The 22,053-nt window shown below is 71.8% G+C and carries 27 protein-coding genes; 10 read left to right on the top strand and 17 right to left on the bottom strand.

The genetic code is table 11. The features are described 5' to 3' along the window. Window positions 1-48: 48 nt before the first annotated feature. Genes ACLBWP_RS06815 through ACLBWP_RS06800 form a run of 4 tightly spaced genes read right to left on the bottom strand, consistent with a single transcriptional unit; the run spans window position 49 to window position 2,074 of the window. Window positions 49-390 (bottom strand): hypothetical protein, encoded by a 342-nt coding sequence (locus ACLBWP_RS06815; protein WP_243563177.1) that lies wholly within the window; start codon window positions 388-390, stop codon window positions 49-51. Beyond that, window positions 387-1,070 (bottom strand): hypothetical protein, encoded by a 684-nt coding sequence (locus ACLBWP_RS06810; RefSeq protein ID WP_243563176.1) that lies wholly within the window; start codon window positions 1,068-1,070, stop codon window positions 387-389. Before ACLBWP_RS06810 ends, ACLBWP_RS06815 begins: the two co-directional genes overlap by 4 nt. Continuing rightward, the gene (locus ACLBWP_RS06805; protein ID WP_243563175.1) at window positions 1,067-1,633 is read right to left on the bottom strand and encodes an RNA polymerase sigma factor; all 567 of its coding nucleotides are present in this window, start codon (window positions 1,631-1,633) and stop codon (window positions 1,067-1,069) included. Before ACLBWP_RS06805 ends, ACLBWP_RS06810 begins: the two co-directional genes overlap by 4 nt. Window positions 1,634-1,666: 33 nt before the next feature. Next, window positions 1,667-2,074, bottom strand: coding sequence for an Asp23/Gls24 family envelope stress response protein (locus tag ACLBWP_RS06800; protein WP_243563174.1), 408 nt, complete (start codon window positions 2,072-2,074; stop codon window positions 1,667-1,669). A gap of 151 nt (window positions 2,075-2,225) precedes the next feature. On the opposite strand from ACLBWP_RS06800, the gene ACLBWP_RS06795 reads away from it, so the two are divergent. Beyond that, entirely contained in the window at window positions 2,226-2,930 is a 705-nt protein-coding gene (locus ACLBWP_RS06795) for an MOSC domain-containing protein (RefSeq protein ID WP_447654598.1), read from the top strand. On the opposite strand, the gene ACLBWP_RS06790 is transcribed toward ACLBWP_RS06795, so the two are convergent. Then, entirely contained in the window at window positions 2,914-3,654 is a 741-nt protein-coding gene (locus ACLBWP_RS06790) for an ASCH domain-containing protein (RefSeq protein ID WP_447654597.1), read from the bottom strand. The two genes, ACLBWP_RS06795 and ACLBWP_RS06790, sit on opposite strands and share 17 nt — an antisense overlap. A gap of 81 nt (window positions 3,655-3,735) precedes the next feature. Beyond that, window positions 3,736-4,119 (bottom strand): MmcQ/YjbR family DNA-binding protein, encoded by a 384-nt coding sequence (locus ACLBWP_RS06785; RefSeq protein ID WP_447654596.1) that lies wholly within the window; start codon window positions 4,117-4,119, stop codon window positions 3,736-3,738. A 110-nt stretch (window positions 4,120-4,229) separates the two neighbouring features. Between ACLBWP_RS06785 and ACLBWP_RS06780 the strand changes: the two genes are divergently transcribed. Further along, on the top strand, window positions 4,230-4,529 hold the full coding sequence (locus tag ACLBWP_RS06780; protein ID WP_243563170.1) for an excalibur calcium-binding domain-containing protein: 300 nt from the start codon (window positions 4,230-4,232) through the stop codon (window positions 4,527-4,529). A gap of 9 nt (window positions 4,530-4,538) precedes the next feature. Here the strand turns inward: ACLBWP_RS06780 and epsC are convergent, their stop codons facing one another. From epsC to ACLBWP_RS06755, 5 genes are all read right to left on the bottom strand, one after another. Beyond that, window positions 4,539-5,120, bottom strand: coding sequence for a serine O-acetyltransferase EpsC (gene epsC, locus ACLBWP_RS06775; RefSeq protein ID WP_447654595.1), 582 nt, complete (start codon window positions 5,118-5,120; stop codon window positions 4,539-4,541). After that, window positions 5,117-6,055, bottom strand: coding sequence for a cysteine synthase A (gene cysK, locus ACLBWP_RS06770; RefSeq protein ID WP_243563168.1), 939 nt, complete (start codon window positions 6,053-6,055; stop codon window positions 5,117-5,119). The genes epsC and cysK overlap by 4 nt, the downstream gene beginning before the upstream one ends. A gap of 139 nt (window positions 6,056-6,194) precedes the next feature. Beyond that, window positions 6,195-7,250 (bottom strand): PDDEXK nuclease domain-containing protein, encoded by a 1,056-nt coding sequence (locus tag ACLBWP_RS06765; protein ID WP_447654594.1) that lies wholly within the window; start codon window positions 7,248-7,250, stop codon window positions 6,195-6,197. A 60-nt stretch (window positions 7,251-7,310) separates the two neighbouring features. Beyond that, entirely contained in the window at window positions 7,311-8,339 is a 1,029-nt protein-coding gene (locus ACLBWP_RS06760; RefSeq protein WP_447654593.1) for a dipeptidase, read from the bottom strand. Between the two features lie 10 nt (window positions 8,340-8,349). Continuing rightward, entirely contained in the window at window positions 8,350-9,414 is a 1,065-nt protein-coding gene (locus ACLBWP_RS06755; RefSeq protein ID WP_447654592.1) for a YeiH family protein, read from the bottom strand. 32 nt (window positions 9,415-9,446) lie between these two features. Between ACLBWP_RS06755 and ACLBWP_RS06750 the strand changes: the two genes are divergently transcribed. The 4 genes from ACLBWP_RS06750 to ACLBWP_RS06735 all read left to right on the top strand — a co-directional run bounded on the left by ACLBWP_RS06750 (window position 9,447) and on the right by ACLBWP_RS06735 (window position 12,609). Continuing rightward, window positions 9,447-9,902 (top strand): SRPBCC family protein, encoded by a 456-nt coding sequence (locus tag ACLBWP_RS06750; RefSeq protein ID WP_447654591.1) that lies wholly within the window; start codon window positions 9,447-9,449, stop codon window positions 9,900-9,902. A 93-nt stretch (window positions 9,903-9,995) separates the two neighbouring features. Beyond that, entirely contained in the window at window positions 9,996-10,490 is a 495-nt protein-coding gene (locus tag ACLBWP_RS06745) for a chorismate mutase (RefSeq protein WP_447654590.1), read from the top strand. Window positions 10,491-10,552: 62 nt separating this feature from the next. Beyond that, on the top strand, window positions 10,553-11,161 hold the full coding sequence (locus ACLBWP_RS06740) for a TetR family transcriptional regulator (RefSeq protein WP_243563162.1): 609 nt from the start codon (window positions 10,553-10,555) through the stop codon (window positions 11,159-11,161). A gap of 209 nt (window positions 11,162-11,370) precedes the next feature. Beyond that, entirely contained in the window at window positions 11,371-12,609 is a 1,239-nt protein-coding gene (locus tag ACLBWP_RS06735) for an ice-binding family protein (protein ID WP_243563161.1), read from the top strand. Between the two features lie 79 nt (window positions 12,610-12,688). Here ACLBWP_RS06735 and ACLBWP_RS06730 read toward each other — a convergent pair whose 3' ends face one another. After that, complete coding sequence (locus ACLBWP_RS06730; protein ID WP_447654589.1) at window positions 12,689-13,441, bottom strand: GAF and ANTAR domain-containing protein; 753 nt, start codon at window positions 13,439-13,441, stop codon at window positions 12,689-12,691. A gap of 179 nt (window positions 13,442-13,620) precedes the next feature. On the opposite strand from ACLBWP_RS06730, the gene ACLBWP_RS06725 reads away from it, so the two are divergent. Further along, window positions 13,621-14,751: a fatty acid desaturase family protein gene (locus tag ACLBWP_RS06725; protein WP_447654588.1), complete on the top strand. Its 1,131-nt coding sequence runs from the start codon at window positions 13,621-13,623 to the stop codon at window positions 14,749-14,751. Window positions 14,752-14,770: 19 nt separating this feature from the next. Here ACLBWP_RS06725 and ACLBWP_RS06720 read toward each other — a convergent pair whose 3' ends face one another. After that, window positions 14,771-15,403 carry an RNA polymerase sigma factor gene (locus tag ACLBWP_RS06720; RefSeq protein WP_447654587.1) on the bottom strand — a complete coding sequence of 211 codons (633 nt, stop codon included), beginning with the start codon at window positions 15,401-15,403 and terminating at the stop codon, window positions 14,771-14,773. A gap of 218 nt (window positions 15,404-15,621) precedes the next feature. Between ACLBWP_RS06720 and ACLBWP_RS06715 the strand changes: the two genes are divergently transcribed. Then, on the top strand, window positions 15,622-17,793 hold the full coding sequence (locus ACLBWP_RS06715) for a phosphocholine-specific phospholipase C (protein WP_447654586.1): 2,172 nt from the start codon (window positions 15,622-15,624) through the stop codon (window positions 17,791-17,793). Between the two features lie 70 nt (window positions 17,794-17,863). On the opposite strand, the gene ACLBWP_RS06710 is transcribed toward ACLBWP_RS06715, so the two are convergent. Together ACLBWP_RS06710 and ACLBWP_RS06705 are read right to left on the bottom strand one after the other, a co-directional pair. Then, window positions 17,864-18,328 (bottom strand): hypothetical protein, encoded by a 465-nt coding sequence (locus tag ACLBWP_RS06710; protein ID WP_447654585.1) that lies wholly within the window; start codon window positions 18,326-18,328, stop codon window positions 17,864-17,866. A 72-nt stretch (window positions 18,329-18,400) separates the two neighbouring features. Then, window positions 18,401-19,180 carry an L-threonylcarbamoyladenylate synthase gene (locus ACLBWP_RS06705; RefSeq protein WP_447654584.1) on the bottom strand — a complete coding sequence of 260 codons (780 nt, stop codon included), beginning with the start codon at window positions 19,178-19,180 and terminating at the stop codon, window positions 18,401-18,403. A gap of 307 nt (window positions 19,181-19,487) precedes the next feature. On the opposite strand from ACLBWP_RS06705, the gene ACLBWP_RS06700 reads away from it, so the two are divergent. Further along, a complete protein-coding gene (locus tag ACLBWP_RS06700) occupies window positions 19,488-20,138 on the top strand; it encodes a hypothetical protein (RefSeq protein WP_447654583.1) in 651 nt (216 codons plus the stop codon). Between the two features lie 124 nt (window positions 20,139-20,262). Then, window positions 20,263-20,562, top strand: a complete 300-nt coding sequence (locus tag ACLBWP_RS06695) for a DUF2087 domain-containing protein (protein WP_447654843.1) — start codon at window positions 20,263-20,265, stop codon at window positions 20,560-20,562. A gap of 36 nt (window positions 20,563-20,598) precedes the next feature. Here ACLBWP_RS06695 and ACLBWP_RS06690 read toward each other — a convergent pair whose 3' ends face one another. Then, a complete protein-coding gene (locus ACLBWP_RS06690) occupies window positions 20,599-21,075 on the bottom strand; it encodes a DinB family protein (protein ID WP_447654582.1) in 477 nt (158 codons plus the stop codon). Next, the gene (locus ACLBWP_RS06685; RefSeq protein WP_447654581.1) at window positions 21,072-21,938 is read right to left on the bottom strand and encodes an SDR family oxidoreductase; all 867 of its coding nucleotides are present in this window, start codon (window positions 21,936-21,938) and stop codon (window positions 21,072-21,074) included. Before ACLBWP_RS06685 ends, ACLBWP_RS06690 begins: the two co-directional genes overlap by 4 nt. Between the last annotated feature and the right edge of the window lie 115 nt (window positions 21,939-22,053).

Raw genomic sequence — 22,053 nt, 5'->3', positions numbered from 1 at the left:
GTCGGGTCGGTCCGTTGGACGATCCCGTCGGTCCGCTGGACGGTCGGGTCAGCCGACGCGAGCGACACGCACGTCGACGCGCGACAGCGTGTGGCCGGCAGCGCGGGCGGCGGCGAACGCCGCGTCGTGCACCGCACGTGCGACCTGCGGCGCCGGGGCGAACCCGTCCGTGCCGATGACCACGCGCAGCACGTCGCCGTCGACCACGACCCGTGGCGGGGTGCCCTGCTCCGAGATGCGCTGGACCGCGGCGGCGGCACTCTGCAGCGTCGGCTTCGCGCGGTAGAGCTCCGCGACGCCGGGGACCTCGAGCACCGCCGCCTCGACGGCGTCGACCGCCTGGGACGACCAGCTCTCGTTGGTCTGTTCGGTGTCGCTCGTGTCGCTCATGCTCCCGCCTCCGTCTCGGTGGTCTCGGTGGTCTCGGTCGTGGTCGCGTCGGCCTCCGTCGCGTCGCCCTCGGCGTCCTGCGCGTCCTTGCCGACCAGCAGGTCGCGGACGAGCACGTCGATCGACTCGACGACCAGGTCCGTCTGCTCGCGGAGCGTGTGGTCCACGGCGGCGCGGACCAGGTCGGCGGTCGCGTGGATCGCCGGGCCGGCCATGATCGCCACCTCGACGGTGACACGGACCGGAGCCAGCAGCTCGGTGACGTCACCCTCGATCGCGCACCGGGCGACGACGATGCCGGGGACCGAGTCACCGGCACGGCGGATCAGCGAGCGGATGGCTCCCTCGGTCATCACCGGGTGTTCGGTGACCGACTCGGAGCGCAGCGGGACGTCACGGCCGGAGCGCGCCTCGATCGAGATGTTCGCGAGCACACCACCGATCCACGACTCGTCGGCCGGGGCCTCGGAGCGGGCGGCGGTCTCGAGGGACCCGAGCGACGCGTGCCGCAGCCGGATGATCGCGGACAGGGCGTTCTGGCACGCGGGCGAGTCGTCGATGCTCGGGTCGGCCGGTTGCATCCCGGCGTCGAGGTAGTCGGCGAGTTCGTCGATCGAGTGTCCGTCCAGGTCTTCGGGTTCGAGGGACGCGAGTGCGGCGTCGTCGGGCAGTTCGGTCATCGCCAGCCCTCCATCAGACTGATCATGTTCTTCCTGGCGCGGGACAGCAGCCCGCGCACGGTCGACAGCGGCACGTCGAGCTCGGCGGCGATGTCCTCGTACGAGTACCCGAGGAGTTCCTTCATCAACCAGCACCGGCGCTGCGCCTCGGGCAGGGACTCGAGGGCCAGTTCGACGGCGTGCTCGCGGTCGTGGGCTTCGGCGACGCGTTCGGGAGCGCCGTCCGCGGGGGCTGCGACCTCGATCTCCGTGACGTCGTCGTGGTCGCGACGCGCACGGATGCGGTCCAGGCACTTGCGACTCAGGATGCGCATCAACCAGGCCTTCACGTGGGCACGGTCCTCGAGCGAGTCGAGCCGGTTCCACGCGGTGATGAAGGTCTCCTGCACGACGTCGTCGAGCTCGTCCGTCGATCCCAGGGTGCGGCGCGCGTAGGCGCGGAGCAGCGGAGTGTGTCGGCGGATCAGGACCTCGAAGGCCCGGACGTCCCCGTCGGTCGACCGACCGGCGAGGACGCCGTCATCGAGGTCGACCAGGGCCGTCCGCGGTGGTTGGTGGTGCACGGTTGCTTCTCCAGGTCACGGGTGCGGGCTGGGTCAGGACACGCGCGACTCCGTCTCGGCGGCGTCGTCGGCGTCGTCCTCGGGCATGTGGACATCCTGCACCGTCACGTTCACCTCGACGACCGCCATGCCGACGATCTGCTCGAGTGCACGGCTGACGGACGAGCGGACGTCGTCGGCCAGGCGCTGCAGCGGCACCGGGTACTCGGCGACGATGACGACGTCGGCCGCCACCTGGCGCTCGCCGACCTCGACCTTGATGCCCTGGCCGTGGTCACGCTGCCCGATCGCGTCGCGGACCGCGCCGATCGCACGGGCAGTGCCGCCGCCGAGGGCGAACACCCCGGGGACCTGGCGTGCGGCGATGCCGGCGACCTTCTCGACGACGGCGTCTTCGATGACGGTGCGGCCAGCGGTGTTCGTCGTGTTCGTCATGCTCATGGTGTGCTCCTGATCGTGGGGGCGGGCGCTGCGCCGGGTGGACGCATCGGGGGCCGCGCTGTCCCTGTGACGATCGTCCCGGACGGAACGTCACGCCCGACAGGGAACTGCCAGGTTCCGCTCGCACCGCCCGGTGCGGCAAGCTGGGCCCATGTCGCTCGTCACCGCCGTCTGCCGCGTCGACCGTCTGCTGCCCGACCGGGGCACGATCGGGATCACCGCGATCGACAAGCGCCCCGTCGACGGCCCCGTGCGCGTCCGCCCGCTCGGCCTGTACGCCGACGTGCAGGCGGACCGCAAGCACCACGGCGGCGAGGACCAGGCCGTGTACGCCTACGCCGACGAGGACGCCGCGTTCTTCGCGGAGCAGCTGGACCGGCCGATCGCGCCGGGGTTGTTCGGCGAGAACCTCCGCACGTCGGGCCTCGACGTCACGGGTGCGGTGACCGGCGAGCGCTGGCGGATCGGCGAGACGCTGCTGCTCGAGGTCACGATCCCCCGCATCCCCTGCGGCACCTTCGCCCGCCGGATGGGAGTCGACCAGTGGGTCAAGCGGTTCGCCGCCGAGGGCCGACCCGGTGCGTACCTGCGGGTGCTGAAGTCCGGGCCCGTCGCTGCCGGGGACCCCGTGGTGGTCGTCGAGCGCCCGGCGCACGGCGTCACGATCGGCGAGCTGTTCGCCGGACTGTCGCCGGAGCGCGCCCAGGCGGTGCTCGACGAGGCCGGGGGGCGGGCGCTCGCGCCGAAGGTGCTGCGCGAGGTGACGAAGGCGCTGGCACGGAACACGGCCGGCGTCGGGTCCGCGGGCGTCCGGTCCGCAGGCGTCGGGTCCGCGGGCGTCAGCCCCGCACGCTGAAGCGCGCCACCTCGACCACGTCGTCCTCGCTGAGAGCGGGGTAGTGCCCGCGAAGTCCTTCGCGCAGGGCCGCGACCGAGCCGGCGTCCTCGTCACGGGCATCGTCGTCGTCGATCTCCGCCACGTGCTTGCGCACGACCGAGGTGACCACGGCGCGCGCGGTGTCGAACACCTCGGCGTGCTCGTCCTCGAAGACGAACGTGGTCGGGCCGGTGCCCTGCGGGTCGTCGTGGCGGATCGTCGCCGTCTTCCGGCCGGCCAGCACGGCGTCCCGGTAACGGGTGTTGAACCGCACGACCCGCGGTGCCGGGGTGTCCGGCCAGGCGTAGGGCCGGGGCAGCAGCGAGCGGACCGGGACGGCCTGTGGCTCGTCATGTGGGCCGCCAGGTCCGGGCACCAGCACGAGGGTCTGCGGCTGCAGGTCGAGCAGGACCTGCCGGCAGCGCCCACACGGAGCTAGCACACCCCGCCCGCCGTCACCGACCGCCACGATCGCCATGACCGGGTCGTCGGACACGGCAGCGGCCACCCCGAGCACGGCGAGTTCGGCGCACGGGCCGCCGGTGAAGTGGAACACGTTCGCAGCGACGTGCACGCGTCCGGACAGGTCGATCGCCGCCGCGGCGACCGTGTGCGTCGGGTCGTCCGGTCGGTGTCGGTCCCCGAGCCGGGCTGCGGCGGTGGTCGCCGCGTCGAGGACCATCGCATCGGTGCGCCAGAGCATGGCCCCAGCCTGCCAGGTGTCGCGCCCACCGCGCTGCCGGTCCGGGACCCGTCGCGCTGCCGCAGGACCCGTCGCGCTGCCTCAGGACCGATCGCGCCCGCGGGTCGGGTCGATCGGCCGCGCGGCCCGTGGGAGTCCGGCGACGACCAGGTCGTAGGCGTTCGCCACCAGGTCCTCGACCAACGTCTCGTCGATGCCGTCCCCCGGCGCCAGCGTGATCCAGTGCCGCTTGTTCATGTGCCACCCGGGCGTGATCTCGTCGTGGTCGCGCACCAGGGCCGCGCCGTGCGGTGGCGCACACTTCAGGTTGACGATCGGGACGCCGCGCAGCTCCGAGGTCATCACGAACATCTTGCCGACGACCTTGTACACGAACGCACCCTCGCCGAAGGGCTGCGTCTCCGCGACCGCCGGCAGCCCCATCGCCGTGCGGACCGCCACCTCGTGCAACGTCGCGCCGTCCATCCCACCAGCATGCCCGAGACCCCGGACAGGGGGTGCCGATGACCGCCGGCTCGTGGATACGATCGATCGTCACGTACCCGACGTGGCGACGAACGACCCTTGGGGGGACCATGCAGCGCATCAAGACCATCGGCGTCACCGCCACGGCGCTCGCGCTCGCCGCGACCGTCAGCCTGGGCACCGCGACCTCGGCCGAAGCCGCCGCGACCGTCTACAAGAACTGCGACGCGATCCACAAGGTGTACTCCGGCGGCATCGCGAAGAAGTCGGTGACGCAGAACCGCGTCACCTCGAACGGCAAGGTCACGTACCGCGCGCTCAAGGGGACCGTCAAGAAGGACGACGCGCTCTACAACGCGAACAAGAAGTCGGACGCCGACGGCGACGGGATCGCCTGCGAGATCAGCTGACCCCCGTGGTCAGAGGCTCGGGACGCCCTCGCCGCCGGAGCGCGGACGGGCCGTCCCGGCGACACCCGTCACGACCGACCCCGGCGGAACGTCCTTCGTGACGACGGTGTTCGCACCGACGACCGAGTCCGCGCCGACCGTGATCGCGCCGATCAACGACGACCCGGCGCCGAGCACGACACGGTCCCCCACGGTCGGGTGCCGCTTGGCGCCGGGTCCGTGCGCTCCCCCGCGGCCGCCCAGCGTCACGCCGTGGAACACCAGGACGTCGTCCCCGACCACCGCGGTCTCCCCGATCACCACGCCCATGCCGTGGTCGATGAAGAACCGCCGGCCGATCCGCGCGCCGGGGTGGATCTCGATGCCGGTCAGCGCACGCGCGGTCTGCGCGACGATCCGGGCCGCGAACCGCGATCCGGGCAGGTCACGCGCGATCCACAACCGGTGCGCGATCCGGTACGCCCAGATCGCGTGCAGCCCCGAGTAGACCACCGCGTTCTCCAGGTCCCCGCGGGCAGCGGGATCCCCCCGGCGTGCCGCGGCGAGGTCCTCTCGCACCGTCCGCAGCACGCCCGGTCGGCGTTGCGTCACGCAGTGAGCCCCTCGAACAGCATGGTCGACAGGTACCGCTCGCCGGTGTCGCAGACGATCGCGACGATGCGCTTGCCGGCGTTCTCGGGCCGTGCGGCGATGACCAGGGCCGCGTGGATGATCGCGCCCGACGAGATGCCGGACAGGATCCCCTCCTGCGTGCCGAGGTCGCGCGCGACCCGGAGCGCATCGTCGAGCTCGACGTCGAACACCTCGTCGATGACGGAGCGGTCGAGGACCTCGGGCACGAAGTTCGCGCCGATGCCCTGGATCTTGTGCGGGCCGGCCGTGCCCTTGGTCAGCAGGGGCGAGTCGGCCGGTTCGACGGCGACGATCTGCACGCCGGGCACACGCTCCTTGAGCACCTGGCCGACGCCCGTGATCGTGCCGCCGGTCCCGACGCCCGCGATGAACACGTCGACGTGCTCCTCGGTGTCGCGGAGGATCTCCTCGGCCGTGGTCTTCCGGTGGATGGCGGCGTTGGCGGCGGTCTCGAACTGGTGCGCCAGGATCGCGCCCGGGGTCTCGTCGACGATCGACGCGGCCTTCGCGACGGCGCCCTTCATCCCCTCGGAGCCCGGCGTCAGCACGACCTCGGCACCGTAGGCACGGATCAGGGCGCGACGCTCGACGCTCATCGTCTCGGGCATCGTGATGACGACCCGGTAGCCGCGGGCAGCGCCGACCAGGGCGAGGGCGATGCCGGTGTTGCCGGACGAGCCCTCGACGATCGTGCCGCCCTGCTGCAGATCGCCGGACTGCTCGGCCGCGTCGACGATCGCGACGCCCAGGCGGTCCTTGACGCTGGCGCCCGGGTTGTAGAACTCGAGCTTGGCCAGCACCTCGGCGCCGCCTTCGGCGGGCAGCCGGTTCAGCCGCACGAGCGGGGTGTTGCCGAAGGCCTGCGAGATGTTGTCGTAGATGGTGCCCGTCATCGGATCCGTCCTCAGGTTCGTGTCGCCCGCGGTCCGTCCAGGAGGCGCGGCGTGCGCTGTGATCCTAGCCACCGGACCCGACGTGGCCCTGTCCGTGACGCGGGCGGTCGGCGCGGGCCGCGCCGCGCCTCCTGTCCGGTCAGGCGCCGCACCCGTCGAGCGCTCGGCGGAGGTCGGCTTCCGACGGCAGTGCTCGCTGCAGGTCCGGGGGCAGGAGGTCGTAACGAGCGACACCGACCGGAGCTGCGGACGACCCGAGCGCGTACCGGACCACCGCATCGCTCTTCCCGGTCACCAGGAGCAGACCGACCGTCTCCGCGTGCGGTGGGAGCCGCAGGCGGTCGTCGATCACGGCGACGTAGAACGACAGCTGACCCAGGTACTCCGGGCGGAAGTCGCCGCGCTTCAGTTCCACCACGACGTACCGCAGTTGCTCCACGTGGAAGAACAGTAGGTCGATGAAGAAGTCGTTGCCGTCGACCTCGAGGTGCACCTGGCGGCCGACGAACGCGAAGCCCGTGCCGAGCTCGCGGAGCGTGTCCGCGATGCGGTCGACCATGGCCGACTCGACCGCCCGCTCGTCACGGTCGCCGTCAACCGCGAGGAAGTCCAGGACGTAGGGATCGCGCGTGAGCTGCTGGGCCAGGTCGGCACTGTCCGGGTCGAGCAGCCGCCCGAAGTTCGTGGTCGCGGCGCCCTTGCGCCCGGCCAGCCGGTTCCTGATGGTGTGCTGCAGCGTCGTCCGCGACCATGAGTGCCGCAAGCACTGGTCGATGTACCACCTTCGGTCGTCGGCATCCCGGACGCTCAGGAGCACCGTGACGTGACCCCAGGGCAATTGGTCAACGGCCTGTTGACCTAATGACGATTGCTCAGGCCATGCGGCCGCGAGCTGACGCATGTACTTCAGGTTCGTCGCCGAGAACCCCTTGACGTCCGGGAAGGCCCGCCGCAGGTCGTCGGCCAGCCGAGGCAGCACACCGCTCCCCCATCGCCCACGTGCCGAACGATCGAGCAGGACCGACCCGATGAACCAGTACAGGTGGATGAGCTGCGCGTTCGCGGCGAGTTGCACGCGGGAACGAGCGGTGCGGACCTGGATGCTGATGAGCTCGAAGGTCTCGATGTAGTCGGAGGGCAGCGGGTGGTCGTCGGCCATCACCCGAGAGTGGTCCCACAGGGTCACGATGTGCACGTCCTCGGTATGCACGGCGGGTGCGATCACCTCAGCCCTGCAAGAGCCGTCGGCTGCCCGCTACCGGACGAAGGCCGTGCGCGCGAAGCGCTCATCGGTCGCCTCGAGTACGCGCAGCACGTTGCCGCTCGCGAGCGCCTGCAGGTCCCCGGCACCCCAGCCCCGTCGCTCGAGCTCGGCCGCCAGCACCGGGTAGCGCGACACGTCGCGCAGGTCCGGCGGCAGCACGGGCGTTCCGTCGTAGTCACCACCCAGGCCGATGTGCCGGACGCCGGCGACCTCGCGCGCGTGCTCGACGTGGTCGGCCACGTCGGACACCGTCACGAGCGGGCCGTCCCCGACCGAACCGGACTCCTCCCAGTCGGCCCATGCCCGCGAGACGAACTTCGGCACGAACGTGATCATCACGACGCCGCCGTTGTGCGCCAGTCGTCCGAGCACGTCGTCGGGGACGTTCCGCGGGTGGTCGTCGACCGCGATCGTCGACGAGTGACTGAAGACGACGGGCTGTGTGGCGACGTCGAGCGTGTCGCGCATCGTGGCCGGGGCCGTGTGGGACAGGTCGACGAGCATCCCGATCCGCTCCATCTCGGCAACGACCTCGCGCCCCCGGTCGGTCAGCCCGCCGTGTGCTCGGGCACCGGTGGCCGAGTCGGCCCAGGGGGTGTCGTCGTTGTGCGTCAGCGTCATGTACCGCACGCCGAGGCGTGCCAGGTTGCGGAGCACCGCCAGGTCGTCGCCGATCGAGTGCCCGCCCTCGGCGCCGAGCAACGACGCGATGCGCCCGGAGGCCACGGCCGCGCGGACCTCGCCGGCGGTGCGGGCGAGCGCGAGGTCGTCCGGGTACCGCTCGATGATCCGCTGCGCCAGGTCGACCTGCTGCAGGGTCGTGCGGACCGGGTCGGGCTCGTCGGCGGGCACGAAGACGGACCAGAACTGCCCGACGACCCCACCCGCCCGCAGCTTCGGCAGATCGGTGTGCAGGGAGTCCCGCTCGGTGTCGATCCCCTGGACACCCGAGCCGTGCGACTCGCGCCGCTCCCACGGCAGGTCGTTGTGGCCGTCGATCACCGCGAAGGGGAAGCGCATGCCCACGACGCTACAACGCGCCCGTCACCGTCATCAGCGCCAGGCTGGACCCGGTGACGACGAGCCAGAGCACCAGGCCGAGCACGAGCGGGCGGAAACCCGCGCGGCGGAAGCCCGCGACGTCGGTGGACAGGCCGATCGCACTCAGCGCCACGGTGATCAGGAACGCGGCGACGGTCGAGATGACCGGGTGGACCGGGCCGGGCAGGACCCCGGTGGAGTTCACGGCCGCGGCGACGACGAAGCCGATCAGGAACCACGGGACGAGCCGGAACACCCGGCGGAGCGTCCAGGGCTGTCGCGGGACCGCAGCGGCACCGTGGTCCCCGGCGCGCTCGGCGGTGAGCCGGGCCGCCGCTTCCTCGCGCCGCCCGACCAACCACGCCAGCCCGAGCACGATCGGGATGATCATGAGCGTCCGCACGAGCTTGACCACGACCGCGAAGTTCGCCGCCTGCGTGCCGTAGGTGCTGGCCGCGGCGACGACCGACGACGTGTCGTTCACCGCGGTGCCGGCGAACAGCCCGAACGCGTGCTGGCTCATGCCGAGGGCGTGCCCGACGACCGGGAACACGATCACCGCCGCCACGTTGAACAGGAAGATCGTCGACACGGCGTACGCGACCTCGACCGACACGGCGCCGATGACCGGGGTCACCGCGGCGATCGCCGACGCCCCGCAGATGCCGGTCCCGACTCCGATCAGCGTCCGCAGGTTGCCGACGACCCCGAGCAGCCGCCCGACACCCCAGGCCGCCAGCAGACACACCACGAGTGTGCCGAGCATGACCGGCAACGACTCGACACCGACACGGGCCACTTCGAGCAGGGACAGCTGCGCACCGAGCAGCACCACGGCGAGCTGCAGCACGAACTTGCTGGCGGTGGTGATCCCCGGTCGGAAGCGCTCACCGGGACGGCGCACCATGCCGATCACGGCGCCGAGCACCACGCCGCTGACCGGCGCGCCGACGACGGGCAGGAACCGGCCGATGACCGTGGCGACCACGGCGATGCCGGTCGCGACCGCGAGACCGGGGGCGAGCCTCCTGGCCGTTTCCATCGTCGTCGTCACCAGGCCATCCTGCCCTGCGCCAGGATCGGAGCATGACCGTGTCGTTCCGCATCGTGACCGAGCTCGACGTGCCACCGGAGCGCGCGTGCGCGATCTCGCTCGACATCGGCGCGCACGAGCGGTCGATGGTGGACAGCGGCGAGCGCGCCGTGGCCGGCACGACCAGCGGCACGATCGCGTTGGGCGAGTCCGTCACGTGGCGCGCACGGCACCTCGGGATCGTCTGGCGGATGACGTCGCGGATCACCGCACTGGAGGCTCCACACCGGTTCGTCGACGAGCAGGTGCGTGGTCCGTTCGCCCGGTTCCGGCACGAGCACCGGTTCGAGCCGTCGGCCCGCGGCACGCGGATGGTGGACGAGATCGTCTTCCGCGCACCGCTCGGACCGCTGGGGCGGCTGGCCGAGATCCTGGTGCTCGGGCGGTACCTGCCGCACCTGATCCGGGCGCGGAACGCGTCGCTCGTGGAGCAGCTGCGGGCGGACTGAGCGCTCCTTCAGCGCCCACGGCCCGCGTGTCGATGTACCGTCGTGTTCATCAGACGATCGTCTGACGCCGCGACGATCGACAGGAGCCCGAGCGTGCACGACCGGATCGTCGCCGACGGACTGGCCGCCGTGCGCCCTCTGGTCCTCGCGCGATTGCGACTGGCGGGTCGCATCGCCGAGCACAAGTGGCTGCTCGGCCTGCCGATCTCCGACCCCGAGCGAGAACGCGCCGTCCTGGATCGTGCCGAGGCCGCGGCGTCACGCCGGGGCCACGACCCCGCGATCGTCGCCCGCGTCGTCGGGTCGCAGATCGACGCGAGCAAGTTCGTGCAGCGCGCCCTGTTCACGCGGTGGACCGACGATCCCTGGACCGCACCCACGGTCGCGGCGGACATCCGATCGCTCCGACGGCAGGTCACCGCCATCGACGATGCGCTCGTCGACGCCGTCGGGGCCGCGGCCGCCATCGCCGACGATCCCGGGTGTGCGGCACGGGTCCGCGACGAGCAGGAACGTCCCGACGACGCGCTGGACGCGGTCCACCGGACGGGACTGCGCCTGGCATGGGCGGCGTTCTGCCGGAGGTGAGCCTCGCTTGCTCCTACACTCGGAAGCCAGGTCCGGCGGCGGTCCGGAGACGGAGAGGCAGTGTGAACCAACGGCAGGCAGCGATGGCGGCGTCGCGTGAGGCGATCGTCCTGGCAGCGGGCGGCACCTTCGCCGCGCACGGGTACGAGGGCGCGAGCTTCTCACGGGTCGCCGAGGCGATGGGCAAGCCCAAGTCGGCGGTCGGCTACCACCTGTTCCCGTCGAAGCTCGCCCTGGCGACGGCGGTGGTCGAGCGGCAGCAGGAACGCTGGGCGGCGACCGAGGCGGAACTCGACGACCCGGCCGGGATCGAGCGCCTCACGGCGATGCTCCTGGCCACCAGCATCGAGGCCCGGACCGACCCCGTCGCTGCCGGCGCCGTGCGGCTGCTGCACGAGCTGCTGCACTCCGAGCTGCCCGTGCCACGCGGCTTCATCTGGTCGACGTTCATCCGCGCGCAGCTCGCCGCCGCGGCCACCCGGGCGGGCATCCCCGAGGCGTCGCTGCCCGAGCACGCCCACCACCTGCTGCTCGAGGCGACCTTCGGCCTGGTGACCACCGGTCGGCGCGAGTCGGACGCCGAACTCGCGCGACGGCTGCGTGCGCTGTGGGTCCCACTGCTGGTGTCGTTCGGCTTCACGGACGCCGAACGGCTCGTCCCCGCGGCCTGAGCACGCGGCCTGGCGTCGCCTCCGGCCTGGCTCGTACCCCGACGCGTACCCCGTCGGCAAGTCGCCCGACAAAGCTGTCCCCCGCGACCCGGCAATCTCCTGTATCACCACAGAACGGTCACTGACAGGCGCACACTGGCCCGACCGGAGAACGTTCTCACGTCGTCGACGTGCAACCCAGTGCCTCTCCCGCTCAGACAGGCGCCCACATGGCCACGTCCCGTTTCCTCCGACCCACGATCATCGCCCTCACCGGCATCGGTCTCGCCGCCTCGATGGCGATGATGACCACCTCTGCCGCCTCGGCCGCGACCGTCATCAGCGGCCCGATCAACCTCGGCACCGCCGCGACCTACGGCGTCCTCGGCGCCAGCGCCGTCACGAACACCGGACCGTCCGTCATCAACGGCGACCTCGGGTTGTCCCCCGGCACGTCGATCACGGGCTTCGGTGGCGCTCCGAACGGCACGGTCAACGGCACCACGCACCAGACCGACGCCGCAGCGACGCAGGCCCAGCGCGACACGACCACGGCGTACAACGTCGCCGCGTCGCTGTCCCCGACACAGACCGGCCTCACCGAACTGAACGGGCTGTCGCTCTCCCCCGGCGTCTACTCCGGTGGCGCGCTGGCGCTGGCGAACAACGGCGCACTGACCCTGGCCGGCAGCGCGAACTCGGTCTGGGTGTTCCAGGCCGCCTCGACGCTGACCATCGGGTCCGCGAGCGAGATCACGATCACCGGTGGCGCGAGCTCGTGCAACGTGTTCTGGCAGGTCGGCAGCTCGGCCACGGTCGGTACCGGCGCACAGTTCCAGGGCACCGTCCTGGCACAGCAGTCCGTGACGGCCACGACCGGTGCGACCGTGCAGGGTCGCCTGCTCGCCCGCGTCGGCGCCGTGACCCTCGACACGAACACGATCACCGCCTCGACCGGCTGCCCGCCCACGGGCACGACGTCCGAGTCACCGACGATCACGTCCGGTACCCCCACCACGGCCACCGCCGGCACCCCGTACAGCTTCCCGGTCACCGCCACGGGCACGCCGACACCGACCTACACCGCGACCGGACTGCCCGCGGGCCTGACGATCAACGGCACCACGGGCGTCATCTCGGGCACCCCGACCACGCCGGGCTCGTCCACGGTCACGATCACCGCGTCGAACGGCACCCCGCCGAACGACACCCAGACCGTGGTGATCACCGTCCAGCCGACCGCCACGACGTCACCCACCCCGACGCCGTCCGCTCCCGCGACGACCCCGGCCACACCCGGGGCGACCCCGACCGCCACGGCAGGCGGCGGCGGGAACACCCCGACCGGCCAGCTCGCCTTCACCGGCAGTGACCCGACCGTGCCCCTCGGCATCGCGGGCGCACTGCTCGCGGCCGGCATCGGCATGGCCGTCATCGCCCGACACCGCCGCCGCGCGGGCCGCATCTAGCGGGTCCTGCACGACGCACACGACCCCGGTTGCCAGTGGCGACCGGGGTCGTGTGCATCCCGAGCGCGACCGGGGCGGGTCAGCTCGACCGGGGCGCGTCAGGCGTGCCGGCTGTCAGCGCGTCCAGCGGGAGCTCCCCCGTGGCCACCTCCGACGCGACGTCGCTCAGTCGTCGCTGGTTGGCACGCGCGTACCGGCGGAGCAACTCCCGCGCGGCCTCCATCTCGACCCCGAGCGCCCGTGCCAGGTACCCCTTCGCCTGCTCGACGACCACACGGCTCTCCAGCGCGCGGCGCAGCTGGTCGGCGGTGGTCTGCGCCGTGGCGATCGTCCGCTGCTGCACCACGCTGATCGTCGCGACGTCGGCCAGCGCCTGCGCAGCACGGGCATCCGCGCCGTTCAGGGCACCCTCGGTCTCGCGGAACAGGTTGAGCGACCCGATGACCTCGTCACGCAGTCGCAGCGGGATCGCGTGGACGCCGGGGAACCCCCGCTCCTGTGACGCCGCGGCGAACCGGGGCCACCGTCGCCGCAACCCCTCGACGTCCTCGCTCGTCACGAGTTCCCCCGTCGTGACGGCCGCGATGCAGGGCCCCTCGCCGGCGTCGAGCTGCAGCAGGCCGATGAACTCGCCGCGCTCGCTGGTGGACGCGACGACCTCGAGTCGGCCCTGTTCGTCGAGCAGGTGGATCGCGCCGGCAGCGGCGTCGAAGAGCTCGACGGCCCGGTCGACCAGCGTCTGCAGGACGTCCACCACGTCGTAGTCGGCGATCAGGCTGTCCGTCAGCGTGACGAACGTGTCGATGAGTCGACCCTCGCGTGTCTGGGGCATGGGTCATGACTCCTGTCAGTCCGTGCGGTCTGACCGTACCGTGTCGGCGAGCAACTGACATCCATGACCACTGCTCAGAGTTGCACCGCGCATCGCACGCGCCATAGCGTGGTGGGTGCAGCCCCAGCCCCCGGCCGCCCGACCTGCGGCCACCGGCCGGACGACGACCAGGGAGAACCATGACCACCGAGCTGCCTCTGTCCACCCAGGCTCCGGCCGCCAGCCCGTACCGGTCCACCGGTCCGGGCGACGGCAAGCGCACCGGCGGCACCTCGACCTACGCCGCACTGCTGGCCCAGGTGAAGGACGCCGGCCTGCTGCGTCGACGCCGCGGGTTCTACTGGTCGATGTTCGCCGGCCTGGTGGTGGCACTCGCCGCGTGCTGGGTCGCGTTCGCCGCACTCGGCGACTCGTGGTTCCAGCTGATCGTCGCGGGGGCACTCGGGATCATCTTCACCCAGTTCGCGTTCCTGTCGCACGAGCTGGCGCACCGGCAGGTCTTCGAGTCGCGCAAGTGGAACGACCGCGCCGGACGCGGCCTCGGCACCTTCGTGGTGGGCTTGAGCTACTCGTGGTGGATGAACAAGCACACCCGCCACCACGGCAACCCGAACACCGTCGGCAAGGACCCGGACATCGCCCCCGACGGCGTGGTCTTCATCCCCGAGGACGCGGCGAAGGTCACGGGTCCGATGCGCGCCGTCATCCGTCACCAGGGATGGTTGTTCTTCCCGCTCCTGACCCTCGAGGGCATCAACCTGCACCGGCACGCCGTCGTCTCCGTGCTGCGCGGCGCCGACGGACGACCGGACCCGCGCGGCCGCATCACCGAGGGCGTCCTGCTCGTGGCACGGTTCGCCGTCTACCTGACCGTCGTCTTCTGGTTCCTGCCGTTCGGCATGGCCTGCGCGTTCCTCGGCGTGCAGCTCGCCGTGTTCGGCGTGATGATGGGCGCGTCGTTCGCCCCGAACCACAAGGGCATGCCGACGATCGCCCACGACGCCAAGGTCGACTTCTTCTCGCGGCAGGTGCGCACCTCCCGCAACATCCGCGGCGGCTGGTGGGTGTCGTTCCTGATGGGCGGCCTGAACTACCAGGTGGAGCACCACCTGTTCCCGTCGATGCCCCGCCCAGCCCTCCGCCAGGCCCGCGATCTGGTCCGCGCACACTGCGACACCCTCGACGTGCCGTACACCGAGACCACCCTGCTGCGTTCCTACGGCATCGTGGTCCGGTACCTCAACCGCGTCGGGCTGAGCGCCCGCGACCCGTTCGACTGCCCGATGGTCACGGAACTCCGCATCAACTGACGGAGCGGGCACGGACCGCTCACCGCCAGGGCGCGAGCGCCTGTTCCACCACGACCCGGGCGCGCGCCAGCAGCCCGCGCACCGTCGACTTGGGCAGCCCCATCGCCTCGGCGATGTCGTCGTAGGAGTGTCGCTCCAGGTGCCGGAGCTCCCAGCACCGCCGCTGCACGGCCGGCATGCCGTCGAGCACGCGCTGCGCGGCCACGACCAACGAGGCCCGCTCCGCCACGTCACCCGGTGCGAGTTCGGACGATGCCGGCACGGACTCGTCCAGGTCGGCACGCCGCTGCACCGCCGCGCTCCGCAGGCGATCGAAGGCCCGTCGTCGGACCGTCGTCACGAGCCACGCCGTGATCGCGTCACCGTCCGTCACGCCGTCCAGATGACGCCAGGCGGCGATGAACGTCTCCTGCACCACGTCGTCTGCCTCACTCGAGCCCCGCAGGATCCGCGTCGCGACCCCGCGCAACAGCTCGGCGTTGCGTCGGACGATGGTCGCGAACGCGCGGTCGTCCCCGGCCACGGCGCGGCGCACCAGAGCGCCACCGGACTCCGGCAGCTGCGGCCGGGCGGGAACGCGCTGCCGCCGGACGGGAGGCTCGGGGAACGTGACCGGACCGGCGAACGTCGGGTACGGGGCAGTGATGGTCATGTGGTTCCGCTCCTCGGGGTGGTTGCGTGAGGATGTTTCGGAACCGCAGGAACTGACGGCGGGGCAGGGCAGGGCCCCAGAGCGGGGGGCGTGGCGACACTCCGAGGACTCTCATGGGCTCGCCGCCCCCGCGTCACATCAGCGCCACGCCCGGTTCAGTCCACGCCACTCTCCTGGTCGACGACGTCCCGTCCTCGATCAGGAAGGCCAGTTGCACCATGAGCACCTCCAAGCCCGTGCGCCACGCTCCCGCCGTCGGTCCCCTCGCCGCCCCGCCGCTCACGCCCGACGCGACGCACCCCCAGACGGTCCGCTCCGGCCTGAGTCGTCGGACCCTGCTGCTCGGCGGAGCCGCTGCCATCACCGCCGGTGTCGCCGCGGGTGCGTCGTTCGGTCGCGGAGCAGCGCCCGCCGCAGCAGCCACGGCACGTCGGACGGGCACCGTGCGGGACGTGCAGCACGTGGTGGTGCTGATGCAGGAGAACCGGTCGTTCGACCACTACCACGGCACGATGCCCGGGGTCCGGGGGTTCTCGGACAAGCAGGCGCTCGAGTTCCCCGGCGGTGGCGACGTGTTCCACCAGCCCGCGCCCGCCCGCACCGACGGCGGCGTGATGCTGCCCTTCCACCTGGACACCACGAAGTACAACGCGCAGAACGCCGGCGGCCTCGACCACTCCTGGTCCGGTGGCCACACCGCGTGGAACGGCGGCGCCTGGGACCGGTGGGTCGACGCCAAGAGCGCCCAGACGATGGGGTACTTCACCGACGAGGACATCCCGTACCAGCGCGCGCTCGCCCGGGCCTTCACGATCTGCGACGACTACCACTGCTCGGTCAACGGGCCGACCACGCCGAACCGCCTGTACCAGTGGAGCGCGACCGTGAACGCCAGCGGCGGCCTCGGCGGTCCGGCGACGGACAACCCGGCGGACTACGAGCCCGTGTACCGCTGGGGCACCTACGGCGAGCGCCTGTCCGCCGCGGGGGTGTCGTGGAAGACGTACGCGAACGACGAGGTCGGCGACAGCGGCAGCGACCCGTACGTCGGTGACTACGGCGACAACCCGCTGTGGCTGTTCCAGCAGTACCACGACGCCCTCGCGTCGACGGACCCGGCCAGGCGTGCCCTGGCGACGTCGGGCGGTCTGCACGACGGCTGGAAGCCGAACTCGGGCAAGGGGCTCGACGTCGGGCACCTGCTCGGGGACTTCGGCCGCGACTGCGCGACGAACTCGCTCCCCACGGTCTCCTACGTCGTCGCGCCGTACGGCTGGTCGGAGCACCCGGCCGCCAGCCCCGACTACGGCGCGCACTTCACGAACGCCGTGGTGCAGGCGCTGTTCAGCAACCCGGAGACCTGGGCGTCGACGGTGCTGCTGGTGAACTACGACGAGAACGACGGCTACTTCGACCACGTGGTCCCGCCGTTCCCCGAGCCGGGCACCCCGGACGAGTACGTCGAGGGGCTGCCCGTCGGCCTGGGCGCCCGCGTCCCGATGACCGTGGTGTCGCCGTGGAGCCGCGGCGGGTGGATCGACTCGCAGGTCGCCGACCACACGTCGGTGATCCGGTTCCTCGAGCACGTGACCGGGGTGACCGAACCGAACATCTCCGCCTGGCGCCGGACCGTGTCGGGTGACCTGCTGAGCTGCTTCGACTTCACCGCGCCCGACACCTCGGTTCCCGGAACGGACGTGGTGCCGGACCTGACGCACACCGCCACGCTCGTCGCCGCGGCCGACGCCGACGCGGCGAAGCCCCCGATCGAGCAGCCCGCTCCGGGTGCCCAGGTCATGCCGGTGCAGGAGACGGGGGTCGTCCGTCGTCGGCCGCTCCCCTACCGCCAGCGCGCGGACGTCACGGTCGACCGTGCCTCCGGGATCGTGACGGTCGTGATGGGCAACGACGGCGACCAGGGCGTCTGCCACCTGGTGTACCCGAACACCACGCTCCCCTTCGCCGCGACACCGCACACGCTCGCCGGCGGGGCCGAGGCCCGGTGGACGTGGCAGACGGCTGCCACCGCCGGGCGGTACGACGTCAGCGTGTACGGACCGGACCGGTTCCTGCGGCGGTTCGCCGGCACCGTCGTGGCGGGGTCGGGCACGGACGTCGCCGTACCGCACGCCCAGCTGGACCAGATCCCGGGTCGTACCCCACGCCTCCGCGTCGTGCTCGAGAACGCAGGACGTCCCGAGGTGCGCTTCACCGTCGTGGCCAACGACTTCGTGACGCACCGGGCCACGGCCCGTGCCGGGCACGGTGGCCGGACCGCGATCGACTGGCCGCTCGATGCCTGGGGGTACTACGACTTGGTCGTGACGGTCGACGGCGACGCTGACTTCCGGTACCGCTTCGCCGGACGGGTGGGCGGTCCGCGGCGCTGACCACGCGCGTGCGACCCACTCCCGGGGCACCGGACGGCCGATGCGGTCGTGCGGCGCCCGGGTGTGCGGCTCAGCGCAGGGTGATCTTCGGCGAGCGGAACGTGTACACGACCCAGTGCTGGAACCGTGTCGAGATCGGGCCGGTCGACCAGCGGTAGTCGTACCCGTTCGAGCACGCGAAGTCGCTGTAGGCCGACGTCGTGTACGTCGCCGGGTACGCCAGCCGGACCTGCAGGCTGGTCCAGACCGGCAGCCCGGACTGCGGCAGGTCGACGCAGCGCGACCACCCGGGCCGACCGGTCACGGGGTCCGGCCCCTGCAGCAGGACCGAGGTCACGACGTCACCCTGTCGACGCATCTGGGTCGACAGGGTGACCGTCACCGCGTGGTGCGCGGCGACATCGGATGTGGTCGTCGGTGCCGCCCACGCGGCCGGCGTGGCCCCCAGGACGGCGCAGGTGACCAGCAGGGGCGCTGCGCTGATCGCGACGAGGCGGGAACGCCGGAGTGGTGTGCGGAGACGAGGAACAGGCATGACGATGTCCTTCCAGAGCGACGGTTCAGGGATGTGGCTCGGTGCGTCGGGGAGGCGGAGTCGTCGGACGGCTCAGTGGTACTGGCCGTGGCGGTGGTCCCAGCTCGGGAACCGGTCGGACAGGAACCGCATGATCCGGTCGAGGTCGAGGCCCTTCCGGATCAGCGACGGCGCGGGCGTCACCGACCGGGCCCCGTGCTGCTCGGGGACCAGGTGTCCGTCCGGGTCGACCATCGAGACCATGACGCCCTGCTCCCACCGGGTGTCGGCATCACGGTCCGGCTGGATCGACGCGACGTAGTCGTCCGCCTCGACGAGCAGGTCGGCAGCGGCGGAGATGCGCTCCCCGATGCCGGCGAGCACGCCGCGGTTGCCCTGCCCGGACGGGTTCGCGGAACTGGCGAACGACAGCAGACCGTGCCGCTCCCACAGGTCGCGCGCGATCGCCTCGGCCGGCACACCGAACCGGATGACGAAGCACGACGTCGATCGGGCGTCCATCACCAGGTCACGGGACCCGTCCGCGGGGATGCGCCGTTCGCCGCTCGCGCGCCAGGGCAGGATGCACCCGAGCAGCACGTCCTCGTCCCAGCACCGCTGGTACAGGGCATCGATCTCCGGGTTCGTCTCGGCGAGTTCGTGCAGCATCTCGAGCGAGCTGACCAGCACGACGCCGGGCTTCGAGAGCGGTCGCTGCTTGGCGTCGAACTTCCGCTCGAGGCCACGGCGGTCGGTCGTCATGACGATGTAGCCGACCTTCGTGGGCGCGACGACCATCCCGCCGGGATCGCCGAGCCGTTCCACCGCCTGCTGGCGGACGTGGTCGTTCCAGTGCATCGGTTGTGTGGTCAAGACCGCCTCGTTCCGTTCGGGGTGACATCGATGTCGCAAGACGATCGTATGGAGCAGGACAGACACCTCCCACGGCTCCCAGGGCTTCGTCGGCACACTGCCCCGGGGCCGAGAAGACGCTCAGCCCCGAGGCCTCCGGCGGGGTGGAGTTGCACGCTGCACTGAGAGCCGTTTCATCAGACGTTCGTCTGGCCGGACCCCATGGTTCGTGTCGACGCCCTCGACTGGTTGCCTGGACGATGCCCGCCGACCGGACCATCGGTGCCGGGTGATCGTCACCCGATCAGGATCTCGAAGGGCTCCGATGATGGAACACTCCGTCCGACCACGCACCACCACACGCGCGCCGAAGAACCTGCTCGCGGCCGCCGTCGTCACGGCGGCAGCGCTGCTCGCCGTCCTCGTCGCGCCGGGACCCGCAGCGTTCGCCGACACCGCCGACCACCACACCGCCGCGCAGACCGCCGTCATCACCTCGATCGAGCGTGGCACCGTCGCCGCCGACCTCGACGCCGGTCGGGTCTCGACAGCGGCGCTCGAGCAGCTCGCCACCACTGGGTTCACAGCCAACGGCCACCGGGTCGCCCCGTGGGCCGACCTCGACGCCTCGAGCACCACGGCCGCCGAGTCCACCGCGGGACACCTCACCAGGAACGACGTCCGTCAGGTCACGTCTGCACCGGCCGCGAGCACCGGCGCCGCCGGGGGCATCACCGAGAGCAAGCACTGGTGGAACAACCACGAGTACTTCATCTCCGGTCAGGTCGTCCGGGTGATCATCACCGTCGGCGCCGGCGTCTACCTGGCCGCCGTGTGCATCAGTCTCGACCTGTCGAAGGTGTCGTGCGCGGCGCTCGGCGCACTCGTGGCCGGCGCGGCCGAGTTCATCAAGAGCGGCGGATGCGGGCGCGGCTACTGGTTCGACTTCCCGCTGGTGTGGAAGTCACACTGCGGTTGATCGCAGCGTCCAGGACGAGCGGTCCGGCGGACGTCGCCGGGCCGCTCGTGCCGTCCCCCGGTCCGCGCGGCGGCTGCGACCCGGGCCATCATGGTCACCATGAGCAAGCGACACCGCCGCCGGCCTGCGTGACCTGCTCGACCCCTCGGCGCTCCTGCAGTTCGAGCGCATCGACCCGCTGACCGTCAACGAGCCCGCCCGGCACCGCGTCTGCACCGAGGTCCTCGACACCGTGGCGCAGCGGCTGGGGCGACGCACGAACGTCCCCGAAGCCGTGCTGAACGCCGCGATCGCCATGTTCGCGGCCGACGTGTCGACCATCCGGCGCGACGGCGTCGACCTGGGACTGCTCGTGCGCACGCTCGACGGTGGCTCGTACGCGTTCGCCGACGGCCAGGACGACGACGATCCAGCCCGGCCCTGACCCCCACGGAACACACCCGGGGCCGACGGACACGGATCAGGTCGACGGCTGCCCGGCAGCACCACCCGCGTACAGGTCCCGCAGCAGCGCCGCCTCGGCACCGTGGTGGACGAGCTCGTCGACGACGTGCAGCACGAACGACCGCCGGGTCGCATCACCGTACGGTCCGGCGACGGCGCCGATCGGCTCACCGAGCGTGCCCGCCCGCTCGCGCACCAGGTCGGTGAACGCGGCGATCGCGTCGCCGAGCGCCGCCCGCGCTGCAGCTGCCGAGGACACGGGCCGGGACGGGTCGCCCTCGGCGCGCGCCGGCACGCCCAGCCACGTCCGGTCCCGCTCGTCGGTGAGCGTGGCCGTGACGTGGTCGAGCCGCCACCGGATCGAGACGTCGGGATCGCCCGGTACCGGCGTCCACGACCACTCGTCGTCGGTCAGCCCCACCATCCGCTCGACGAGACGCGCCGCCGCGTACTCGAGCAGCTCGAGCACGTCACGGTCGGCGTCCGCGCTCACAGTCCGAACCCGCCGTCCGAGGTCAGCACCTGCCCGACGACCCAGCTGCCGCGCGACGTCGCCAACCAGCCGATGAGCGCTGCCGGGTCCTGGGGCCGCCCGACCCGCCCGAACGGGGTGCTCGCGACGTACGATTCCAGGTCCTCGAGCGACCGGTCGGTGGTCTCGGGGTCCATGTAGCCCGTGTTCACCGGTCCGGGGTTGATCGTGTTGAGCACGATCCCGAGCTCGAGCAGTTCCGCGGCGACCGTGGCGGTCACCCCGGCCAGGGCGGCCTTGCTCGCCGCGTAGGCCACCTCACCGCGCATCGCGCCGTGGATCTGGCCCGAGGTCATCCAGAACACGTGCCCCTGGGCCTCGGCGTACGGGCCGTTCCCCGCGATCCGGTCCCCCGGGCGTCGGGGTTCCTCGGCGACGGGTGCGCGACGTCGAGCGAACTCAGCGGTCAGCAGCATCGTCGCGCGCGTGTTGACCTCCCAGAACGCGGTGAGCCGCTCGGGCGTCATGTCGAGGATGCTGCCGTCGTCCCCGCTCTTGGCGTGGTTGCACACCAGCACGTCGATCGCGCCGGTGAGTGCCGCCGCGGCCGAGATGACCTCGGGCACGGTCGAGGGATCGGACAGGTCGGCGGACACGTCCGCGAACCGGGCACCCTCGACCAGTGCGCCGCGCACGCCGTCCCGGACCGCGTCCAGGTCGTCAACACCCCACGGCAGGTCGAGGTCGTGCGGCCGGTGGTGGTGGATGACGACGTTCGCCCCGAGGGTGGCGAGCTCGGTGGCGACGGCGAACCCGATGCCGCGGCGCCGTGAAACGCCGGTGACCAGGGCGGTCTTGCCGAACAGGGGCAGGTGTGCGGACATGGTGAACCTCTCGAAGAGCGCCGGGAGTCGGCGCGGGTGGGGATCGGAGACGGTTCAGCGGCACTGCATGCTCGACACCCTACCCATGGCCGCGCAGCAGCGCGAGCGTGCTGCC

It is taken from the genome of Microbacterium sp. M1A1_1b, from assembly GCF_053345565.1.
Note: the sequence above shows the minus strand (reverse complement) of the source record. Positions and strands in the feature narration are given on the sequence as shown.